At 62.3% G+C, this 16500-nt stretch carries 14 protein-coding genes; 7 read left to right on the forward strand and 7 right to left on the reverse strand.

From position 1 onward, the window contains the following. The first annotated feature begins 111 nt into the window (after window positions 1-111). A complete protein-coding gene (locus B0G77_RS30825) occupies window positions 112-405 on the forward strand; it encodes a hypothetical protein (RefSeq protein ID WP_133665662.1) in 294 nt (97 codons plus the stop codon). Between the two features lie 97 nt (window positions 406-502). Further along, window positions 503-1384: a patatin-like phospholipase family protein gene (locus B0G77_RS30830; RefSeq protein WP_133665663.1), complete on the forward strand. Its 882-nt coding sequence runs from the start codon at window positions 503-505 to the stop codon at window positions 1382-1384. 107 nt (window positions 1385-1491) lie between these two features. Here B0G77_RS30830 and B0G77_RS30835 read toward each other — a convergent pair whose 3' ends face one another. Then, on the reverse strand, window positions 1492-1941 hold the full coding sequence (locus B0G77_RS30835; protein WP_133665664.1) for a DUF1810 domain-containing protein: 450 nt from the start codon (window positions 1939-1941) through the stop codon (window positions 1492-1494). A 263-nt stretch (window positions 1942-2204) separates the two neighbouring features. On the opposite strand from B0G77_RS30835, the gene B0G77_RS30840 reads away from it, so the two are divergent. Next, the gene (locus tag B0G77_RS30840) at window positions 2205-3149 is read left to right on the forward strand and encodes a cupin domain-containing protein (RefSeq protein WP_133665665.1); all 945 of its coding nucleotides are present in this window, start codon (window positions 2205-2207) and stop codon (window positions 3147-3149) included. Here B0G77_RS30840 and B0G77_RS30845 read toward each other — a convergent pair. The 5 genes from B0G77_RS30845 to B0G77_RS30865 all read right to left on the reverse strand — a co-directional run bounded on the left by B0G77_RS30845 (window position 3146) and on the right by B0G77_RS30865 (window position 9024). Further along, a complete protein-coding gene (locus tag B0G77_RS30845; RefSeq protein WP_133665666.1) occupies window positions 3146-4099 on the reverse strand; it encodes a LysR family transcriptional regulator in 954 nt (317 codons plus the stop codon). The two genes, B0G77_RS30840 and B0G77_RS30845, sit on opposite strands and share 4 nt — an antisense overlap. Window positions 4100-4238: 139 nt before the next feature. Beyond that, complete coding sequence (locus B0G77_RS30850; protein ID WP_133665667.1) at window positions 4239-5069, reverse strand: alpha/beta hydrolase; 831 nt, start codon at window positions 5067-5069, stop codon at window positions 4239-4241. Between the two features lie 64 nt (window positions 5070-5133). After that, on the reverse strand, window positions 5134-6726 hold the full coding sequence (locus tag B0G77_RS30855; protein ID WP_133665668.1) for a benzoate-CoA ligase family protein: 1593 nt from the start codon (window positions 6724-6726) through the stop codon (window positions 5134-5136). 100 nt (window positions 6727-6826) lie between these two features. Further along, entirely contained in the window at window positions 6827-8422 is a 1596-nt protein-coding gene (locus B0G77_RS30860; RefSeq protein ID WP_133665669.1) for a 3,4-dehydroadipyl-CoA semialdehyde dehydrogenase, read from the reverse strand. Window positions 8423-8541: 119 nt separating this feature from the next. Continuing rightward, window positions 8542-9024 (reverse strand): DUF4863 family protein, encoded by a 483-nt coding sequence (locus B0G77_RS30865; RefSeq protein ID WP_133665670.1) that lies wholly within the window; start codon window positions 9022-9024, stop codon window positions 8542-8544. A 177-nt stretch (window positions 9025-9201) separates the two neighbouring features. Between B0G77_RS30865 and B0G77_RS30870 the strand changes: the two genes are divergently transcribed. The 4 genes from B0G77_RS30870 (at window position 9202) to boxA (ending at window position 14859) form a co-directional block, all read left to right on the forward strand. Next, entirely contained in the window at window positions 9202-10137 is a 936-nt protein-coding gene (locus B0G77_RS30870; RefSeq protein ID WP_133665671.1) for a helix-turn-helix transcriptional regulator, read from the forward strand. Window positions 10138-10264: 127 nt separating this feature from the next. After that, window positions 10265-12007: a 2,3-epoxybenzoyl-CoA dihydrolase gene (boxC, locus tag B0G77_RS30875; protein WP_133665672.1), complete on the forward strand. Its 1743-nt coding sequence runs from the start codon at window positions 10265-10267 to the stop codon at window positions 12005-12007. 79 nt (window positions 12008-12086) lie between these two features. Then, window positions 12087-13514: a benzoyl-CoA 2,3-epoxidase subunit BoxB gene (gene boxB, locus B0G77_RS30880; RefSeq protein ID WP_133665673.1), complete on the forward strand. Its 1428-nt coding sequence runs from the start codon at window positions 12087-12089 to the stop codon at window positions 13512-13514. Between the two features lie 97 nt (window positions 13515-13611). Further along, window positions 13612-14859 carry a benzoyl-CoA 2,3-epoxidase subunit BoxA gene (boxA, locus tag B0G77_RS30885; RefSeq protein ID WP_133665674.1) on the forward strand — a complete coding sequence of 416 codons (1248 nt, stop codon included), beginning with the start codon at window positions 13612-13614 and terminating at the stop codon, window positions 14857-14859. A 239-nt stretch (window positions 14860-15098) separates the two neighbouring features. Here the strand turns inward: boxA and B0G77_RS30890 are convergent, their stop codons facing one another. Further along, window positions 15099-16226 carry an aminotransferase gene (locus B0G77_RS30890; protein ID WP_133665675.1) on the reverse strand — a complete coding sequence of 376 codons (1128 nt, stop codon included), beginning with the start codon at window positions 16224-16226 and terminating at the stop codon, window positions 15099-15101. Between the last annotated feature and the right edge of the window lie 274 nt (window positions 16227-16500).

Consider the following 16500-nt stretch of genomic DNA (forward strand, 5'->3'; position numbering starts at 1 on the left):
TGGTCGCGAGCGCTGATGTTGTGTTGCCGGACGTGGCCCGTGCGACGGTTACCCGACGGCGCCTCAGCAGCCCTCATCCGATCCGGGCTGCAAACGTGAAATGGAGCTTGTATGAAATCGATTCGACAAATGGTGCTGTGCGGAATGCTTCCGCTGGTTCTGGGAGCCGGTGCTGCGCACGCGCAGGGCATCGGGCACAGCGGCATGTACACCATGCCGCCGAACTGGGGGATGATGATGGATAAGTTGACTCCCGAGCAGCGGAGCCAGGCCATCGACATCCAGGAAAAGATGATGAAGATGGACATGGAGCATCAGCAAGCCACGGCGCAGATGGAAATGAAATACGCGCAGGGCATGATGCAGTTGCAGACTGAACTGCTGGATATCTTCAAGGGGCATTGACGTCGAGCGGTGAACGGCCGGGGCCGCCGTGGGCGCGAGACAGTCACGCGCCCATACTCTGGCTCCCGGGTTCCGCTTGTGACGTTTCTGAAAAGTCATGAAATCCGATCGGCTTGGGGTAACCGCGTTTGTGTTCGCAGGTGGTGGCAGTCTCGGCGCGATCGAGGTGGGCATGCTGCGCGAACTGCTCGCACGGGGCGAGCATCCGGGCTTCGTCGTCGGTGCGTCTGCCGGCGCGATCAACGCGGCGTACTTCGCCGGGCGCCCGGACAGCGACGGCGTCGCGACGCTCGAAGGGCTGTGGCGCAAGATCCGCCGGCAGGACATCATGCCGCTGTCGATGCTCGGGCTGCTTTCGATGATTCTGCGCACCCGTCCGCATCTCGTCGAGTCACATGCGCTGCGCGTCCTGCTGGAAAAGCATCTGACCTATGAGCGGATCGAGCAGGCGCTGTTGCCGCTTCACATCGTCGCGACCGACATGCTTGCGGGTCACGAGGTCGTGCTCTCTTCGGGCCCGGTGGTGAATGCCGTGCTCGCAAGCGCGGCGATCCCAGGTGTGTATCCGCCGGTGCGGATCGACGGGGTGGATCTCGTCGATGGCGGCGTGGCCAGCAACACGCCGATCGCCGCCGCGATCAAGCTCGGCGCGACGCGCATCATCGTGTTGCCTGCCGGCTTCGCATGTGCGCTGCACGCGCCGCCCAGCAGCGCGATCGCGCAGGCGATGCATGCGCTGACGCTGGTGATCGCAAGGCAACTCGTGCGCGATCTGGAGTACTACGGGACGCGCGCGCAGATCTATGTCGTTCCGCCGCTATGTCCACTCGATGTATCGCCGTACGACTACGGGCAATGTGCTCAACTGATCGAACGCGCCGCGCAGACAACGCGCGCATGGCTCGACGACGGCGGTCTCGAGCAGGCGTTCATTCCCGGCGAATTGCGCGACCACCAGCACACGGCGGCGGCGCATTAGGGGCAAGGATTGCCCTCGTCCATTCACTTCGCGACGGATTGAACGTTGATCGGCAAACGGTTGGACCTGAAGCGAGACGGCACGGCGCGTCCGGGATTTTCGCTCCGTCATGCGCTGGAACCTGGCGGAGAGGTGGCCTGGATCCGCTGCAGCGTTTGCCTATCGGCCTTGCCGTCGAAATATTTGCGCAGCGCTTCCAGAAATTCCTCGTTGTCCGGAATGGCACGCTCGAACAAGCTTATCGACGACCAGAACTTCAGGTGATCCGGGTAGCCGAAAATCTCCTGGATCGAACGCCCTTCGATCAGGTTGACGAGTCGCGTGCACTCCCGCAACCGGTCGCCGAGTATTGGGTGGCGCAGATAGGCCTCGGCTTCGGCCAACGTCGAGATCGCGTACCGTTGCGACATTGCGCTTTCCCCGAGGCCCTGGATCTGCGGAAACACGAACCACATCCAGTGACTTCGCTTGCGCCCGGCACGCAATTCATCACAGACCTGCACATACACCGGCTGCTGCGCATCGACAAAGCGCTGGAGATCATAGGGGTCGTCCATATCGGCCTCCGTTCGTCGACCTTCAGTAGTTTTACACCCAAACGCCGAAGCGTGAAGGCTTAGCCGAGTCAACAAGAATGGCGATGCCTGCTGGATTTCAGATCGACGCGCCCAACGCTACGCCTTATTGCGCAAAAGTGATTTCGATCCCCGGGACTTCTGTGGTGAGAGGCAGCTACCTAGACTCGGTCTAGTCGTCGGGGCAAGCAGCACGTACACGAAGGCGTCTGCACGACTCGACCTCTAACCCACCGGAGCCGACCATGTTGAACAGAACATCCCCCGCCAACCTCGGAGACGCATCTCCGGCAACCCAGGACGCGGAATACTTCGAGTACACCTCATCTGCCAATCCGATTGGCGCGAAGCTCATCTCGCGCATTCCGTTCTGGAGTTTCCCGCCTTCGCTGTACGCAGACGGCGCAACGCGTGTGGTGCCACTCGACCTTTCTGTCGAACTGGGCTGCCCGGGCCCGGCAACAGGTCCAGGATTGAGCGCCAGCTTTCTAAGAATCAACACGGGCGACAAACTGACACTTGCTCCTGACGCGACGTCGCAGGTTTGCTACGTCATCAGCGGGGCCGGCAGCATGACCCAGGGGGAGACGACCTTTCCTTTCGCGCAGGGCGACTTTTTCACCCTGCCGGGAGGCACGGCCGCCGCGTTGTCGGCCAGCGCGACCGCCACGCTCTACTACGTCAACGACGCCCCGTTGCTGACCTACCTCGGCACGACCGGCGTGCGCGCACGCTTTGCTCCGACGCTGTATCCGGCCGCACAGGCGCAGGCCGAACTGCGCAAGGTTGCGCAAGACGTCAACGCGGGCCGCCGCAACCGTATCAGTGTTTTGATGGGCAACGCCAACTTCCCGCAAACGCGGACAGTCACGCACGTGCTGTGGGCGATGTTCGGCATCGTGCCGCCCAACTCGGTGCAGAAGCCGCATCGCCATCAATCGATTGCACTCGACTTCATCGCCGGGGGCCACCCGGGCGTCTACACGCTGGTCGGTACCAGACTGGACGAGAGCGGCAACATCGCGAATCCGACCCGCATCGATTGGGAATCCGGGATGGCGTTTGTGACGCCGCCTGGGTACTGGCACGCCCACTACAATGAAACGAACAATAACGCCTACGTGATTCCGATTCAGGATGCCGGCCTGCAAACGTGGCTGCGCACACTCGATATCCAGTTCGCACGCTAGGCGTCGGGCTCCAGGGCGAGTCCGTCGTCCCAGTAGGGCGGCTCGCCGATCACCTCGGCATGGAAATCGACGAACGCACGTACCTTCGACGAAACGATCTTCTTGGGCGGATAAACTGCCCAGATCGCGGGTTCGGCTCGACCGGTGCGCGCTTCCCATCCGGGCAGCACGCGGATCAGGCGTCCCTCGCGCAATGCCGGACCCGCGAGCCAGGTCGGCAGGAGCGCGACACCGCATCCGGCCAGCGCCATCTTCAGCACCGCTTCGGAATCGTCCCCACGGAAGCGCACCTTCAGTTCGACGAGCCGCTGCTCCGAGTCCGCATTCGTGTTCCCCTCGCGCAGGAAAAGCCATTTGTTGTCCGGCAGCAGGGACAGGCGCAGCGAAGCGTGAGCCGCCAGATCGTCAGGGATGCAAGGCGTTCCATTCCGCTCGAAATAGTCTGGACTACCGCACACGATCCGCCGATGCGGCGCAAGCCGTCTGGCCATCAAGGACGAATCGGGCAGCGCCCCGATGCGTACCGCAACGTCGATGCCGGCTTCGATCATGTTCAGCGTCTGGTCGGTCACGACAATGTCGAGATCGATATCCGGGTTGCGCCTCATGAATTCCGGAAGATGCGGCACGATGTGCAGGCGCCCGAACGCGGAGGGCAATGTGACGCGTAGCAAGCCCTGCGGCGTCCGGTTCAGGGACGACGTGATCTGGCGTGCGTCATCGAGCGCCTGCAGCACAACCAGCGCGTGCTCACGAAAGACCCGGCCGCCTTCGGTCAGCAAGAGACCTCGCGTTGACCGGTTGAAGAGGGCGATTCCCAGATCCTTTTCCAGTTCGCTCACATATCGCGAGATGGTGGAAGTCTTGACGGCCATTTCATGAGCGGCCTTGCTGAAGCTCTGCAGTTCCGCTGCATGAACGAAGGCGCGCACCGCTGCAAGATAGTCCATGGAGTTCCGGATGCTGGTCGGGGAGCAGGTAGTGTACCGGCGCGAAGCGCCAGCCGCGCATCGCTTTGAGCGAGCGGTGAGTACAACGAGGCGACCCGCTCACCTCCAGAAAAGTCTCACCGTAACGCGACGCTCGCGATCAAGGAGCGTTGATGAACTCCGCAATCTCGTCGTTCAATAACGCGCCTGCCTGACGATGGGGCGAGTGTCCGCAGCCGGTCAGTTTTGTCAGCTGTGCATGGGCGACATGCTGCTGGATCAGATCGATTTGCGCCATCGTGCCGTATTCGTCGTCATAGCCCTGCAAGGCGAGTAACGGACACTCGATAGACGCGAGCACTCCGGTGATGTCCCAGAGACGGAAGTCGGCGTCGAGCCAGATATCGTTCCAGCCATAAAATGCGGAGTCGACGTCGTCATGATAACGGGCGAGCTTCTCGCGAAAGCCAGACGCTTCATAAGCGACTTTTGCTTCGGCGATGGCGTCAACCGACTTCTGCTCGACGATCACGTGTGGCGCGACGACGATGACGCCACCCAGCGTCTTCGGGAACGCCGCAGCGTAAAGCAGCGCGATGGAGCCGCCGTCGCTGTGTCCGATGAGCCACATACGGGCGCGCTCGGCGGGGTCGATTTCAAGCGCATCGAGGAAGGCGGGCAGCACATCGTGCGCCTGCCTGTGCATGAAATCGACAGGCCATTTCACGTCATGCTCGCGTGGCGTCGAGCGGCCATAGCCTGGCCGCGAATACACGAGGCCGCGAAAGCCGAGCCTGTCGCAGAGCGTTTGCGGCCAGTCTTTCCACAACGCGATGGAGCCTAGCCCCTCGTGCAGAAATATGGCAAGTGGCGCACCGACGCGTTCCGGATTCAGCCACTGGTATTCGAGGCGCAGCGGGCCGCGTTCAGCGGTCGGGGGCAATTCCGCGAAAGCGATGGAGGGCGGAAGGTTTGTAGCGAGGCGGTCCATGGACAGTCAGTCTGGAGTTGATCGGTTTGCGCTCGACATCGTACGTTGGTTCAACGCAATTCCATCAAGGCGATTCGCGCAGCTTGAAACGCTGGATCTTGCCCGTCGCCGTTTTCGGCAGATCCTCGACGAACAGGATCTCACGCGGATACTTGTGCGGCGCGAGCCTTGCCTTGACAAAGGCCTTCAGCTCGGCGGCGAACTCATCGGTTGCGGGCACGTCGCGTTTCAGGACGACAAACGCGCGCGTCTTCGTGAGCCCGTCGCGCGTCACACCGACGACTGCGGCTTCCAGCACATCCTCGTGCTGCATCAGTACCATCTCGACTTCGATTGGCGACACATATTGTCCGCTGACCTTCAGCATGTCATCACTGCGGCCTGCGTAGACGTAGTTGCCATCCGGCAGGCGACGGTACTTGTCGCCGCTCTTCAGCCATTCACCGAGAAAGGTCGCCCGCGTTTTGTCGCGATTGCACCAGTACATTAGCGCGGCGCTCGGCCCCTTGATGTAGAGATCGCCGATTTCGCCATCCGGCACCGGCTGCCCGCTTTCGTCGCGCAGTTCGATTTCGTAGCCTGGCACGGCCTTGCCGGTCGTGCCGTAGGCGACATGGCCCGCGCGATTCGACAGGAAGATATGCAGCATTTCCGTCGAGCCGATGCCGTCGAGAATCTCACAGCCGAAGTGCGCGGTGAAGTGCTCGCCGGTTTCTCGCGGCAACGCCTCGCCGGCCGACGTGCACACGCGCAGTCGCACGTCCGCACGCGGCGGCAGCGCCGTCGACGCCAGCATGCCGGCGTAAAGCGTGGGCACGCCGCAGAAGATCGTCGGCTTGTGGCGGGTGAGCTGCGCGAAGACGGCTTCGGGCGTGGGGCGTCCTGCCGTCAGCACGGCAGTCGCGCCGACCGACAACGGGAACGTCAGCGCATTGCCTAGCCCGTACGCAAAAAACAGCTTCGCAGCCGAATAGACGATGTCGTCCTCGCGGATGCCCAGGATGCGCTTGCCATACAGTTCGGCTGTCCAGTAGAGGTTGGCATGAGTATGCACGGTGCCCTTCGGCTTGCCGGTAGACCCTGACGAATACAGCCAGAACGCGATTTCGTCGGCATTGCTTGCGTAGGGCGTGGCACGCGGTGCGGCTTCGTCAACCATCTTGCCGAACACGTGCTCGTCTGGCAGGTTGCTCTCCTGCGGCTGCGAGACGATCAGCACGCACCCTTCGTTCGACGTATCCGCCAGCGCCTGCGCGACAGTGGGAAGCAGGGCGGCCGTCGCGACGACCGCGCGCGACCGGCTGTGGTCCAGCATGTACGCGTAGTCGGCCGGCGTCAGCAATGTGTTGGCGACCACCGGCACCGCGCCCGCATAGAGCGCGCCGAGAAACGCGACCGGCAGGTCGATCGTGTCCTGCATCACCAGCAGGACACGCTCTTCAGGATGAATGCCGAGACCGCCTAGCACCGTCGCGAAGCGGCGCGCCCGCCCGGCAAGCTCGCCGTAACTCGTCGCGCTGTTGTCGTCGATATAGGCGGTCTTGAGCGCTCGTGCCTCGTTCAATGCGAACAGATGCGCCGCGAAATTGAAGTGCGCGGGTGGCGCCACGACGGCGGGGTGATCGCTTGCGGCAGCCGGCTCAACGAGAGCTTCCATGCTTGTCTCCTGACGTGGGCGACGCATGTGCGGCTGCGCTTGTCGCAAGCCGCCACGCGTTCTGTAGGGATTGATGCGGGGTCCCGATTCGTTCGGCGCTTCAGGTGTCGAAGCTGCCGGTCGATTGCTGAAGTGCTTCGATCGTTGCGGCCGGCGCCTGGATGGCTGCACGTCGATGATAGAAATTCAGCGCGCGCAAACCGCCCAGTTCTTCGCCGCCGCCGGCGCGCCCTGGGCCGCCGTGCAGCGACATCGGCATCACGTTGCCGTGGCCGGTCTGGCTTTGCGCCACCGACGGCGAAATCGCATGGACGCGCCCATGGGTGTCGGCGAGTTCCAGCGCGAGGCGGGCAAGGCGCCCTTCGTCGTTCGAATAGATCGATGCGACGAGCGAGCCGTGGCCGCGCCGCGCCAGCGCGATCGCCTGCGCTTCTTCCAGTTGATCGTCGGCTGTGTGGATGTCATAGCCGCAGAGCGTGGCGACCGGGCCGAACACCTCGACGTCGTGGATGCGCTCCGCATTCTGCGCTTCGTCTACCACCAGCAGGTGGGGTGCGAGACAGGCGGCGACGGCTGGGTCTGCATCGATGAGTTCGACCTTCGAGCCATCGAAGGCAACGCGTGCCTCTTCGCGCAACATTGCGATGCCGGCGCGCACGTTATCGTATTGCTCGCGGCTCACGAGCGCGCCCATCCGCACGGATTCATTGCGCGGATTGCCTACGGTGACCTTCGACAGCTTCGCGACAATGGCATCAGCGGCAGCGGCGAGGTGCTGCTTCGGTACAAACGCGCGGCGGATCGCCGTGCATTTCTGGCCTGACTTCACGGTCATTTCGCGCACGACTTCCTTCACGAAGAGATCGAACGCTGCGGTACCCGGAGCGGCATCGGCGGCGAGGATCGCGCTGTTCAGGCTATCGGCCTCGACGTTCAGGCGCGCACCGTGCTTGATGAACGCCGGATGGGCACGAAGTTTCGCGGCGGTTTCCGCCGACCCGGTGAACGAGACGACATCGAACGCCTCGATCTGATCGAGCAGACCCGCTGAACTGCCGCAAATGACGGATAGCGCGCCCGCCGGCAGGATGCCCGCCTTCACGACGTCCGCAACCATCCGCTGTGTGAGCCATGCCGTCGCGGTGGCCGGCTTGACGATGACCGGCACGCCCGACAGCAAGGCCGGCGCGGCCTTCTCCCACAATCCCCACGACGGGAAATTGAACGCGTTGATGAACAGCGCGATGCCGCGCGTCGGAGTCAGCACATGCTGTGCGGTGAAGGTCTTGTCCTTGCTGAGGCTCAGCGCGGCACCATCGCGCAGCGTACGCACGTCGCCGAGCGTCGCGCCGAGCGTCGCGTAGTACGACAGCGTGAACAGGCCGCCGTCGATATCCACCGCCGAATCGTTTTTCGTCGTACCGGAGTTGGCGAGGGCGATCGCGTAATAGTCGTCGCGATTGGCCTGCAGCACCTTCGCCACTTCGGCAAGCTGGGCGGCGCGGGCGGCGTAGCTCAATTCACGGAGCCCGGCACCGCCCTGGGTTCGGGCATAACCGAATGCTTCGGGCAGATCCAGGCCGTCGCTTGACACGCGCACGAGCGCTTCGCCCGTCACCGGATCGACGAGCGGCGTGCCGTCGCCACGACCGGCAACCCATTTGCCGGCGACAAAGTTTTCTAGCAGTGCGGCCATGACAAGCCCTTATTTCAGATGTTCGGCGGAACGGGGTCCCGCTGTGGCTCCGGCGCGCTGCATCCGATGCGCCGGGATGGTCCAGTGATGTCGTGAGCGGACAAGCAGCGCCGTTGCGGCTAGGCAGCGGCGGTGTCCTGCTTCGTGAACTGGATGGCGCCTTCCGGCAACAGATAAAGAATCAGCGCACTCCCGTTGGCCACGGTGGGACGGTGAGCGCTTCCCGGGCCGTAGACGCACCATCCGGCAGGATGACCGTCGAACGTCGCGCCTTGGGTGACGGGCATGATCAGATCGATTTCACCGTTTGGATGCACGTGATGTGGGCCCGCGATATCGCTCATGCTGACGACGTCCACCGAGAAGCCGTGTGTCTCCGGCAGCGCCTTGAAGATGCGGCCGTAGCGGATGCCGCCGGCTTCGCGGTCGCACAGCCAGCCTTCCTTCACGCCGGTGCGGCAGGCGTCGGACAGTTCGGCAAAGGCGGGGCCGTCGGCCGGATATTCGGCGTTCAGCCAGTCGGCAAGATCTTGATCCAGAGGGCGCTGCGCGACTCGTTCAGTCACACGCGCAATCAGGGCCTGGAAATGACTGGGGGACATGCTTGTCTCCACTGCGCATCGTGCGCAGATCGACGCCTGAGCGAGTACTGCACCCTCGCCTGGCGCATTCTTGATGTGGGGCAATAAAAAGCGAAACAGGTGCATTAAACTTAGCCCGCGACAAACTGCATGTCAAGCACTATAATTCATCAACAGCTCTGGAAGGAACGGGTCAACATGAAGCAAACCGCCGCTGCACAGCCGGTCGAGCCCGGTGAGCAGGATGCCGCGCTCGAGGAAGGGCGCGAGGGCCGCGATCCGTTTCTGGTCGGCATGGGAGAGCGCGTGCGGCTGTTGCGTGCCCGCCGTGGCCTGACAAGAAAGGTGCTGGCGAGAGAGGCCGAAGTGTCCGAGCGCTACCTCGCGAATCTGGAGTCAGGCGTCGGCAATGCGTCGGTGCTGTTCCTTCGTCAGCTGACGAAGGCACTAAATTGCACGCTGGCGGAAATTGTCGGGGACGAGACCACCTCGTCGGCTGACTGGCTGCGCATCCGCGAACTGCTCTACGGCCGCGATCACGACACGCTGAAACGGGCCCGCATTGCGCTCGAGGAAATGCTGGCCACCGCCCCGCAGGACCCGAACCGGCGCAACCGGATCGCCTTGATCGGCCTGCGCGGCGCCGGCAAATCGACGCTCGGCAGGATGCTGGCCGACGAACTGAAAGCACCGTTCGTCGAACTGAACCGCGTCATCGAGCAACTCGCCGGCTGCCCGCCTTCGGAGATCCACTCGCTCTACGGAGCGAGCGCTTACCGTCGCTACGAGCACCGTGCGCTGGAGGCCGTGATCCAGGAGCATCCCCGCGCGGTGATCGCGTCGCCGGGCGGCCTGGTGTCGGAGCCCACGACGCTGAAGGCGCTGCTCGCCCACTGTTTCACCATCTGGCTGCAAGCCACGCCGGAAGAACACATGCGCCGCGTGATTGCCCAAGGCGACCTGCGGCCGATGTCCGGCAACAAGGAAGCGATGGATGACCTGAAGCGCATTCTGGAAGGGCGCGCAGAGTTCTACGGCCGCGCCGACATGACGTTCGACACCAGCGGCAAGCCGCTCGCCGATTGCTATCTGTCGCTGAGGGACCGCCTGGCAGCGCGCCTTGCCTCGGAATAAAAGTGAATTATCCTGCTATTGAATGGCTGTCCGGAGAAACCCTTAATAAGAACTAAAGTGCTTTACCCGGCAGAAAAGATGCACTATCGTACATTCAACCAACTCGCAATGTACGAAGGAGACATCCATGTCAGTCGCTCAATCAGTGGAGCAGGGCGCCGCAACCTCGGCCGCAGGTCAGGCAGCCGCTTCGGTGCCGGCGGCCGCTGCACCGTCGGCTGGTCCGCGTGTCGAATACCGCACGGAGCCGTCGCGCTATAAACACTGGAAGCTGACATTCGATGGTCCGGTCGCGACGCTCGGCATCGACATCGCCGAAGACGGCGGTATCCGCGAAGGCTACAAACTCAAGCTCAATTCGTACGATCTGGGCGTCGATATCGAACTGCACGATGCGATCCAGCGGATTCGCTTCGAGCATCCGGAAGTTCGCACGGTCGTCGTGACGAGCCTCAAGGACCGCGTGTTCTGCTCGGGCGCGAACATCTTCATGCTCGGGCTGTCGTCGCATGCGTGGAAGGTCAATTTCTGCAAGTTCACCAACGAGACGCGCAACGGCCTCGAAGATACGTCGCGCTATTCCGGTATCAAGTTTCTCGCAGCAGTGAACGGTGCGTGCGCCGGCGGCGGCTACGAAATGGCACTCGCGTGTGATGAGATTTACCTGGTCGACGATCGCTCGTCGTCCGTCGCGTTGCCCGAAGTGCCGCTGCTCGGCGTGCTGCCCGGCACGGGCGGCCTCACCCGTGTCACCGACAAGCGCAAGGTCCGCCACGACCGCGCCGACATCTTCTGCACGATCGTCGAAGGCGTGCGCGGGGAGCGCGCGAAGCACTGGCGCCTCGTCGACGAGGTGGTCAAGCCGAATGCGTTCAAGCAGACCATTCAGGCCCGCGCGCTCGAACTTGCCGCGCTGAGCGACCGTCCGGCCGACGCGAAGGGCGTGGCGTTGACACGCGTGGAGCGCACGGATCGCGGAGACGGCCTCGGCTATGCCACGGTCGATGTCACCATCGACCGCGTCAAGCGTACCGCGAAGTTCACCGCGAAGGCTCCTTCGGGCGTCCAGCCGTCGGATATCGACGCGATTGTTGCCGCGGGCGCGAACTGGTGGCCGCTGCAGTTCGCACGCGAACTCGACGATGCAATTCTTTCGATGCGTACCAACGAACTCGACATCGGCACATGGCTCTTCAAGACTGAAGGTGACGCCCGCGCGTTGCTCGCCACCGATGCCACGTTGCTGCAACACAAGGACCACTGGTTCGTGCGCGAAACGATCGGCATGCTGCGCCGCACGCTGGCGCGCATTGATGTGTCGTCGCGGTCCCTCTTCGCGCTGATCGAGCCGGGTTCGTGCTTTGCCGGCACGTTTGCCGAACTTGCTTTTGCGACCGACCGCACCTACATGGCCGCGCTGCCCAGCAATGAGGACGAAGAGCCGGCGATCACTTTGTCTGAGGTGAACTTCGGGCTGTATCCGATGATCACCGGCCAGTCGCGCCTAGGCCGCCGCTTCTACGATGAAACCGGTCCAATGCAGGCTGTTCGCGAGCAGATCGGCAAGCCGGTCAAGCCGGTGGAGGCCGAGCGGCTGGGTCTCGTGACCGCGTCGCCGGACGATATCGACTGGGCCGACGAGATCCGTATCGCCATCGAAGAACGGGCGGCGATGTCGCCGGATGCGCTGACGGGCCTCGAAGCCAACCTGCGTTTCAATGGTCCAGAGACGATGCTGACGCGCATCTTCGGCCGGCTGTCCGCCTGGCAAAACTGGATTTTCAACCGGCCGAACGCAGTGGGCGAGAAGGGTGCGCTCAAGGTGTACGGCAAGGGAAGCAAGGCGCAGTTCGACCTGAACCGGGTTTGAGCCGCAGTCCAGGCAATCCCCGTCCGCGCGCACCTTCACCGATCACGCACAGCAAGCGCCCAAGCCTGAGGAACCGAACATGTCCACGATTAACTACAGCGAAAAGATTCCGAATAACGTCAACCTCGCCGATGACCGCACGCTGCAGCGCGCGCTTGAACAATGGCAGCCGAACTTCCTGTCATGGTGGGGCGATATGGGCCCGGAGGGCTCGCCGAATTACGACGTCTATCTGCGCACGGCGGTGAGCGTCGATCCGGGCGGCTGGGCGCATTTCGATCACGTGAAGATGCCCGACTATCGCTGGGGCATCTTCCTTACCCCGGGCGACGCAGACCGCAAGATCAACTTCGGCGAGCACAAGGGCGAAGCGGCCTGGCAGGACGTGCCCGGCGAGCATCGCGCGAACCTGCGCCGGATCATCGTCACGCAGGGCGACACGGAACCCGCATCGGTCGAACAGCAACGGCATCTCGGGATGACCGCGCCTTCGATGTACGATCTGCGCAACCTCTTCCAGGTGAACGTCGAGGAAGGGCGCCACCTGTGGGCAATGGTATACCTGCTGCATCGTTACTTCGGCCGTGACGGTCGCGAGGAAGCGGATGCATTGCTCGAGCGCCGCTCCGGCGACGACAACAATCCGCGCATTCTCGGCGCCTTCAACGAACGTACGCCGGACTGGCTGTCGTTCTTCATGTTCACGTACTTCACGGATCGCGACGGCAAATTCCAGCTGTCCGCGCTCGCCGAATCCGGCTTCGACCCGCTCGCACGCACGACGAAGTTCATGCTGACCGAAGAAGCCCATCACATGTTCGTCGGCGAATCAGGCGTGTCGCGCGTGATCCAGCGCACCGCGCAGGTGATGAACGAACTCAAGACCGACGACGTCAACAAGATCCGCGCGGCTGGCGTGATCGACCTCGAAACGCTTCAGCGCTACCTGAACTTCCACTACTCGGTGACGATCGACCTGTTCGGTGCGGATCATTCATCGAATGCAGCGACCTTCTATAGCTCGGGTCTCAAGGGCCGTTACGAAGAAACGAAGCGCGACGACGACCATCAACTGACCGGTCAGAGCTACAAGCTGCTGGACGTGCAGGACGGCAAGCTCGTCGAGCGCGAAGTGCCGATGCTCAACGCGATGAACGAAGTGCTGCGCGACGATTACATCAAGGATTCGGTGGCAGGTGTCGGCCGCTGGAACAAGGTGCTCGAAAAAGCAGGCATCGATTTCCGCATGACCGTTCCGCATAAGGCATTCAATCGGCAGATCGGCACGTTCGCCGGGGTGCGCGTGGCGCCCGACGGTCGCGTCATGAACGAAAGCGAATGGCAGGCGAATCAGGCCAAATGGCTGCCGACGCCGGAAGATCGCGCGTATGTGGCGTCATTGATGGGGCGTGTCGTCGAACCGGGCAAGTTCGCGAACTGGATCGCACCGCCGGCGATGGGCATCAACCGTCAGCCGATCGACTTCGACTACGTGCGCTTCAACTGAGTGTTAGCTGAGCTTTAACCTGGCATCAACCGAGCAATACCAGGCGTACGGACGCGATGCAATTGGCTGCGACGTCCGTACGCAGGGGGAGACAAATATGAACGGCCCAGCCCCGATACAAGTGCTCAAGCAGCATCTGATCGACCCGGAGATCTGCATTCGCTGCAACACATGCGAAGAGACCTGCCCCGTCGACGCCATCACGCACGACGACAACAACTACGTCGTCAAGGCCGATGTGTGCAATGGCTGCATGGCCTGCGTGTCGCCCTGCCCGACGGGTGCGATCGACAACTGGCGCATGGTGCTCAAGGCCGACGCATACAGCATCGAAGAACAGTTCACGTGGGACGAGTTGCCCGCACAGAACACGACGGCGAGTGCGGCGCTCGATACCCTCGCGGCACAACCAGGTGCGGAAGGCGAGTCGACCGAAATGTCGGATGGCATCGAGGTCGACACCGTGCGCGGTTCGACGCTGCCGCCGTGGTCGGCAGCTAAGCCCTACGTCAACCTTTATACGCATAAAGTCCCGGTGTCGGCGACGGTAGTCGGCAACTACCGGCTAACCGACGAGACGACCGGGAGCGACATACATCACATCGTGCTCGATTTTGGAACGATGCCGTTCCCGGTGCTGGAAGGACAGTCGATCGGCGTGCTGCCGCCGGGCGCGACGAAAGACGGCAAGGCATATCATGCGCGGCAGTATTCGATCGCAAGTCCGCGCGACGGTGAACGCAAGGGCTACAACAACCTCTCGCTGACGGTAAAACGCGTGACGCGGGACTATCAGGGCAACGAGGCAGACGGCGTTTGCTCGAACTATCTCTGTGACCTCAAGAAGGGCGACAAGGTCGACGTAATCGGTCCGTTCGGCAGCACGTTCCTGATGCCGAATCATCCGAGCTCGCATCTGCTGATGATCTGCACCGGTACCGGTTCGGCACCGATGCGGGCGATGACGGAATATCGCCGTCGTCGCCGTCTGAAGGGTGCGACTGGCAAGTTGATGCTGTTTTTCGGGGCGCGGACCAAGGAAGAGTTGCCGTACTTCGGGCCGCTCGTCAATCTGCCGCGCGACTTCATCGACACGACGTTCGCGTTTTCACGCACGCCTGGTCAAGCGAAGCGATATGTGCAGGACGCGATGCGTGAACGCAGCGCGGACGTGGCCCAGTTGCTGCGCGATGCGAACACCTACATTTATGTGTGCGGGCTCAAGGGCATGGAAGACGGTGTGTTGCAGGCGTTGGGTGATATCGCGGAACAGAACGGCCTGGAGTGGGACCCGTTGTGGCAGACGCTCAAGCGGGAAGGGCGGCTGCATCTGGAGACGTATTGAGTGTTGCGGCGGCGGTTTCAGGACACCCGGTTGATTGGGTGTCCACCGATGCAGACGTTGCCGTTGTACATATACAGCGCTAAAGGTGAGACTTTTCGGGATCGAGCGAACGGTGCGTCGCGCGCTGCCGGCTTGCGCACCGCTCCACCGTTAGCCATGGTCTGCGACGAAGAAACAGCTTAACGGTGAGCGGAACGAAAGCACGCCTGACATCCGGTCAGCACGTCGCGAACAGCCTGTTACCTGCGTGCTGCCTCGCGCAGAAAGTCGGAGACTTTCGCGAGACCAGCTTCGAGCACCTGGCGGTTGTTCGTATAGCCGATCCGCACATAGCCTTCCATATCCATCGCGCTACCCGGCGTGAACATCACACCCGTCTTTTCGAGCAGTGCGATACAGAAGTCGCGTGACGACATGTCGAGATCGAAACGCACCAGCGCAGTCGTGCCGGACTTCGGCTTGACGTAGGAGAGCAGGGGTTCCTTCGCGATCCACGCATCCAGCAGCGCCAGATTGCCGCGCAGGATGTCGTGGTTACGCTTCAGGATCGCGTCGCGGTTCTCCAGCGCAATCGAAGCGAACAGGTCGTTCAGCATGCCGACACTGATCGTGTTGTAGTCGCGATGAATCTGCACGCGATGAATCAGGTCCACAGGCGCCACGATCCAGCCCACACGCAGGCCTGCGAGCGACCACGTCTTCGACACGCTGCCGCTGCTGATGCCCTTTTCGTACAGGTCAGCGACCGATACCGTGAAACCATCGCCTTCCTGGTCGGTGCCGCGATAGACCTCGTCGCACAGCACCCAGGCGCCACACGTTCGCGCAATGTCGATGAATTGCTCGAGGAACGCTCGGTCCATCAGCGAACCGGTCGGGTTGTTTGGGTTGTTGATCGCGATGATGCGTGTGTTGTCTTTGACGAGGCGCTTCAGTTCTTCAAGATCCGGCAGGAAGCCGTTTTCCTCGCGCAGCGGCAGGATATCGACGTTCGCGCCATAGCTCGCGGGAATCGAATAGTGCTGCTGATACGTCGGCAGCACTGAGATCACATGGTCGCCCGGTTCGACGAGCGTTTCATACACCAGCGCATTCGCGCTGATCGCGCCGTGCGTGATCAGCACATTCGGGACCTGCTGCTCTTCGTACAGCGAAGCCACGTTCGAACGCAGCCGCTCGGTGCCGTCGATCGCGCCATAGGTCAGCTTGAGCGGCAGTATCTCGGCGAGGATCGAGTCCCGCTTGCCGGAGATCTCCAGCAGTTCTTCGACCGTGAGCGACTCGACGCAGGTTTCCGCGAGATTCAGCTCGCAGTGGTCCTCATAGAGATCCATCCAGCGTTCGACACCGAATTCCCTGATTTTCATGACTTCCGTCCTTGAATTGAAGAAGCACGTGCGCAGCAGGCTGTAGTCGCGAAGAGCAGCGACCGGTCGTGATGAAGTATAGACTAAAAAGTCTATATTGGACTGACTGGAATTAAATGGAAGGGGCGGCGGGTCCTCGCCGATTCGTCCGTTCAATGGTGAGATAGTTCGGGAGCCGACGCGCGTCTATGCGAGAACAGGCCTGGCCGCCGGATTCGCGGCTGCGCTCCCCCGTTTGATGTTCTGGCCGTTTCCGGCGTCTCTCCGAAAAGCA

It is taken from the genome of Paraburkholderia sp. BL10I2N1 (assembly GCF_004361815.1).
Classification (GTDB): domain Bacteria; phylum Pseudomonadota; class Gammaproteobacteria; order Burkholderiales; family Burkholderiaceae; genus Paraburkholderia.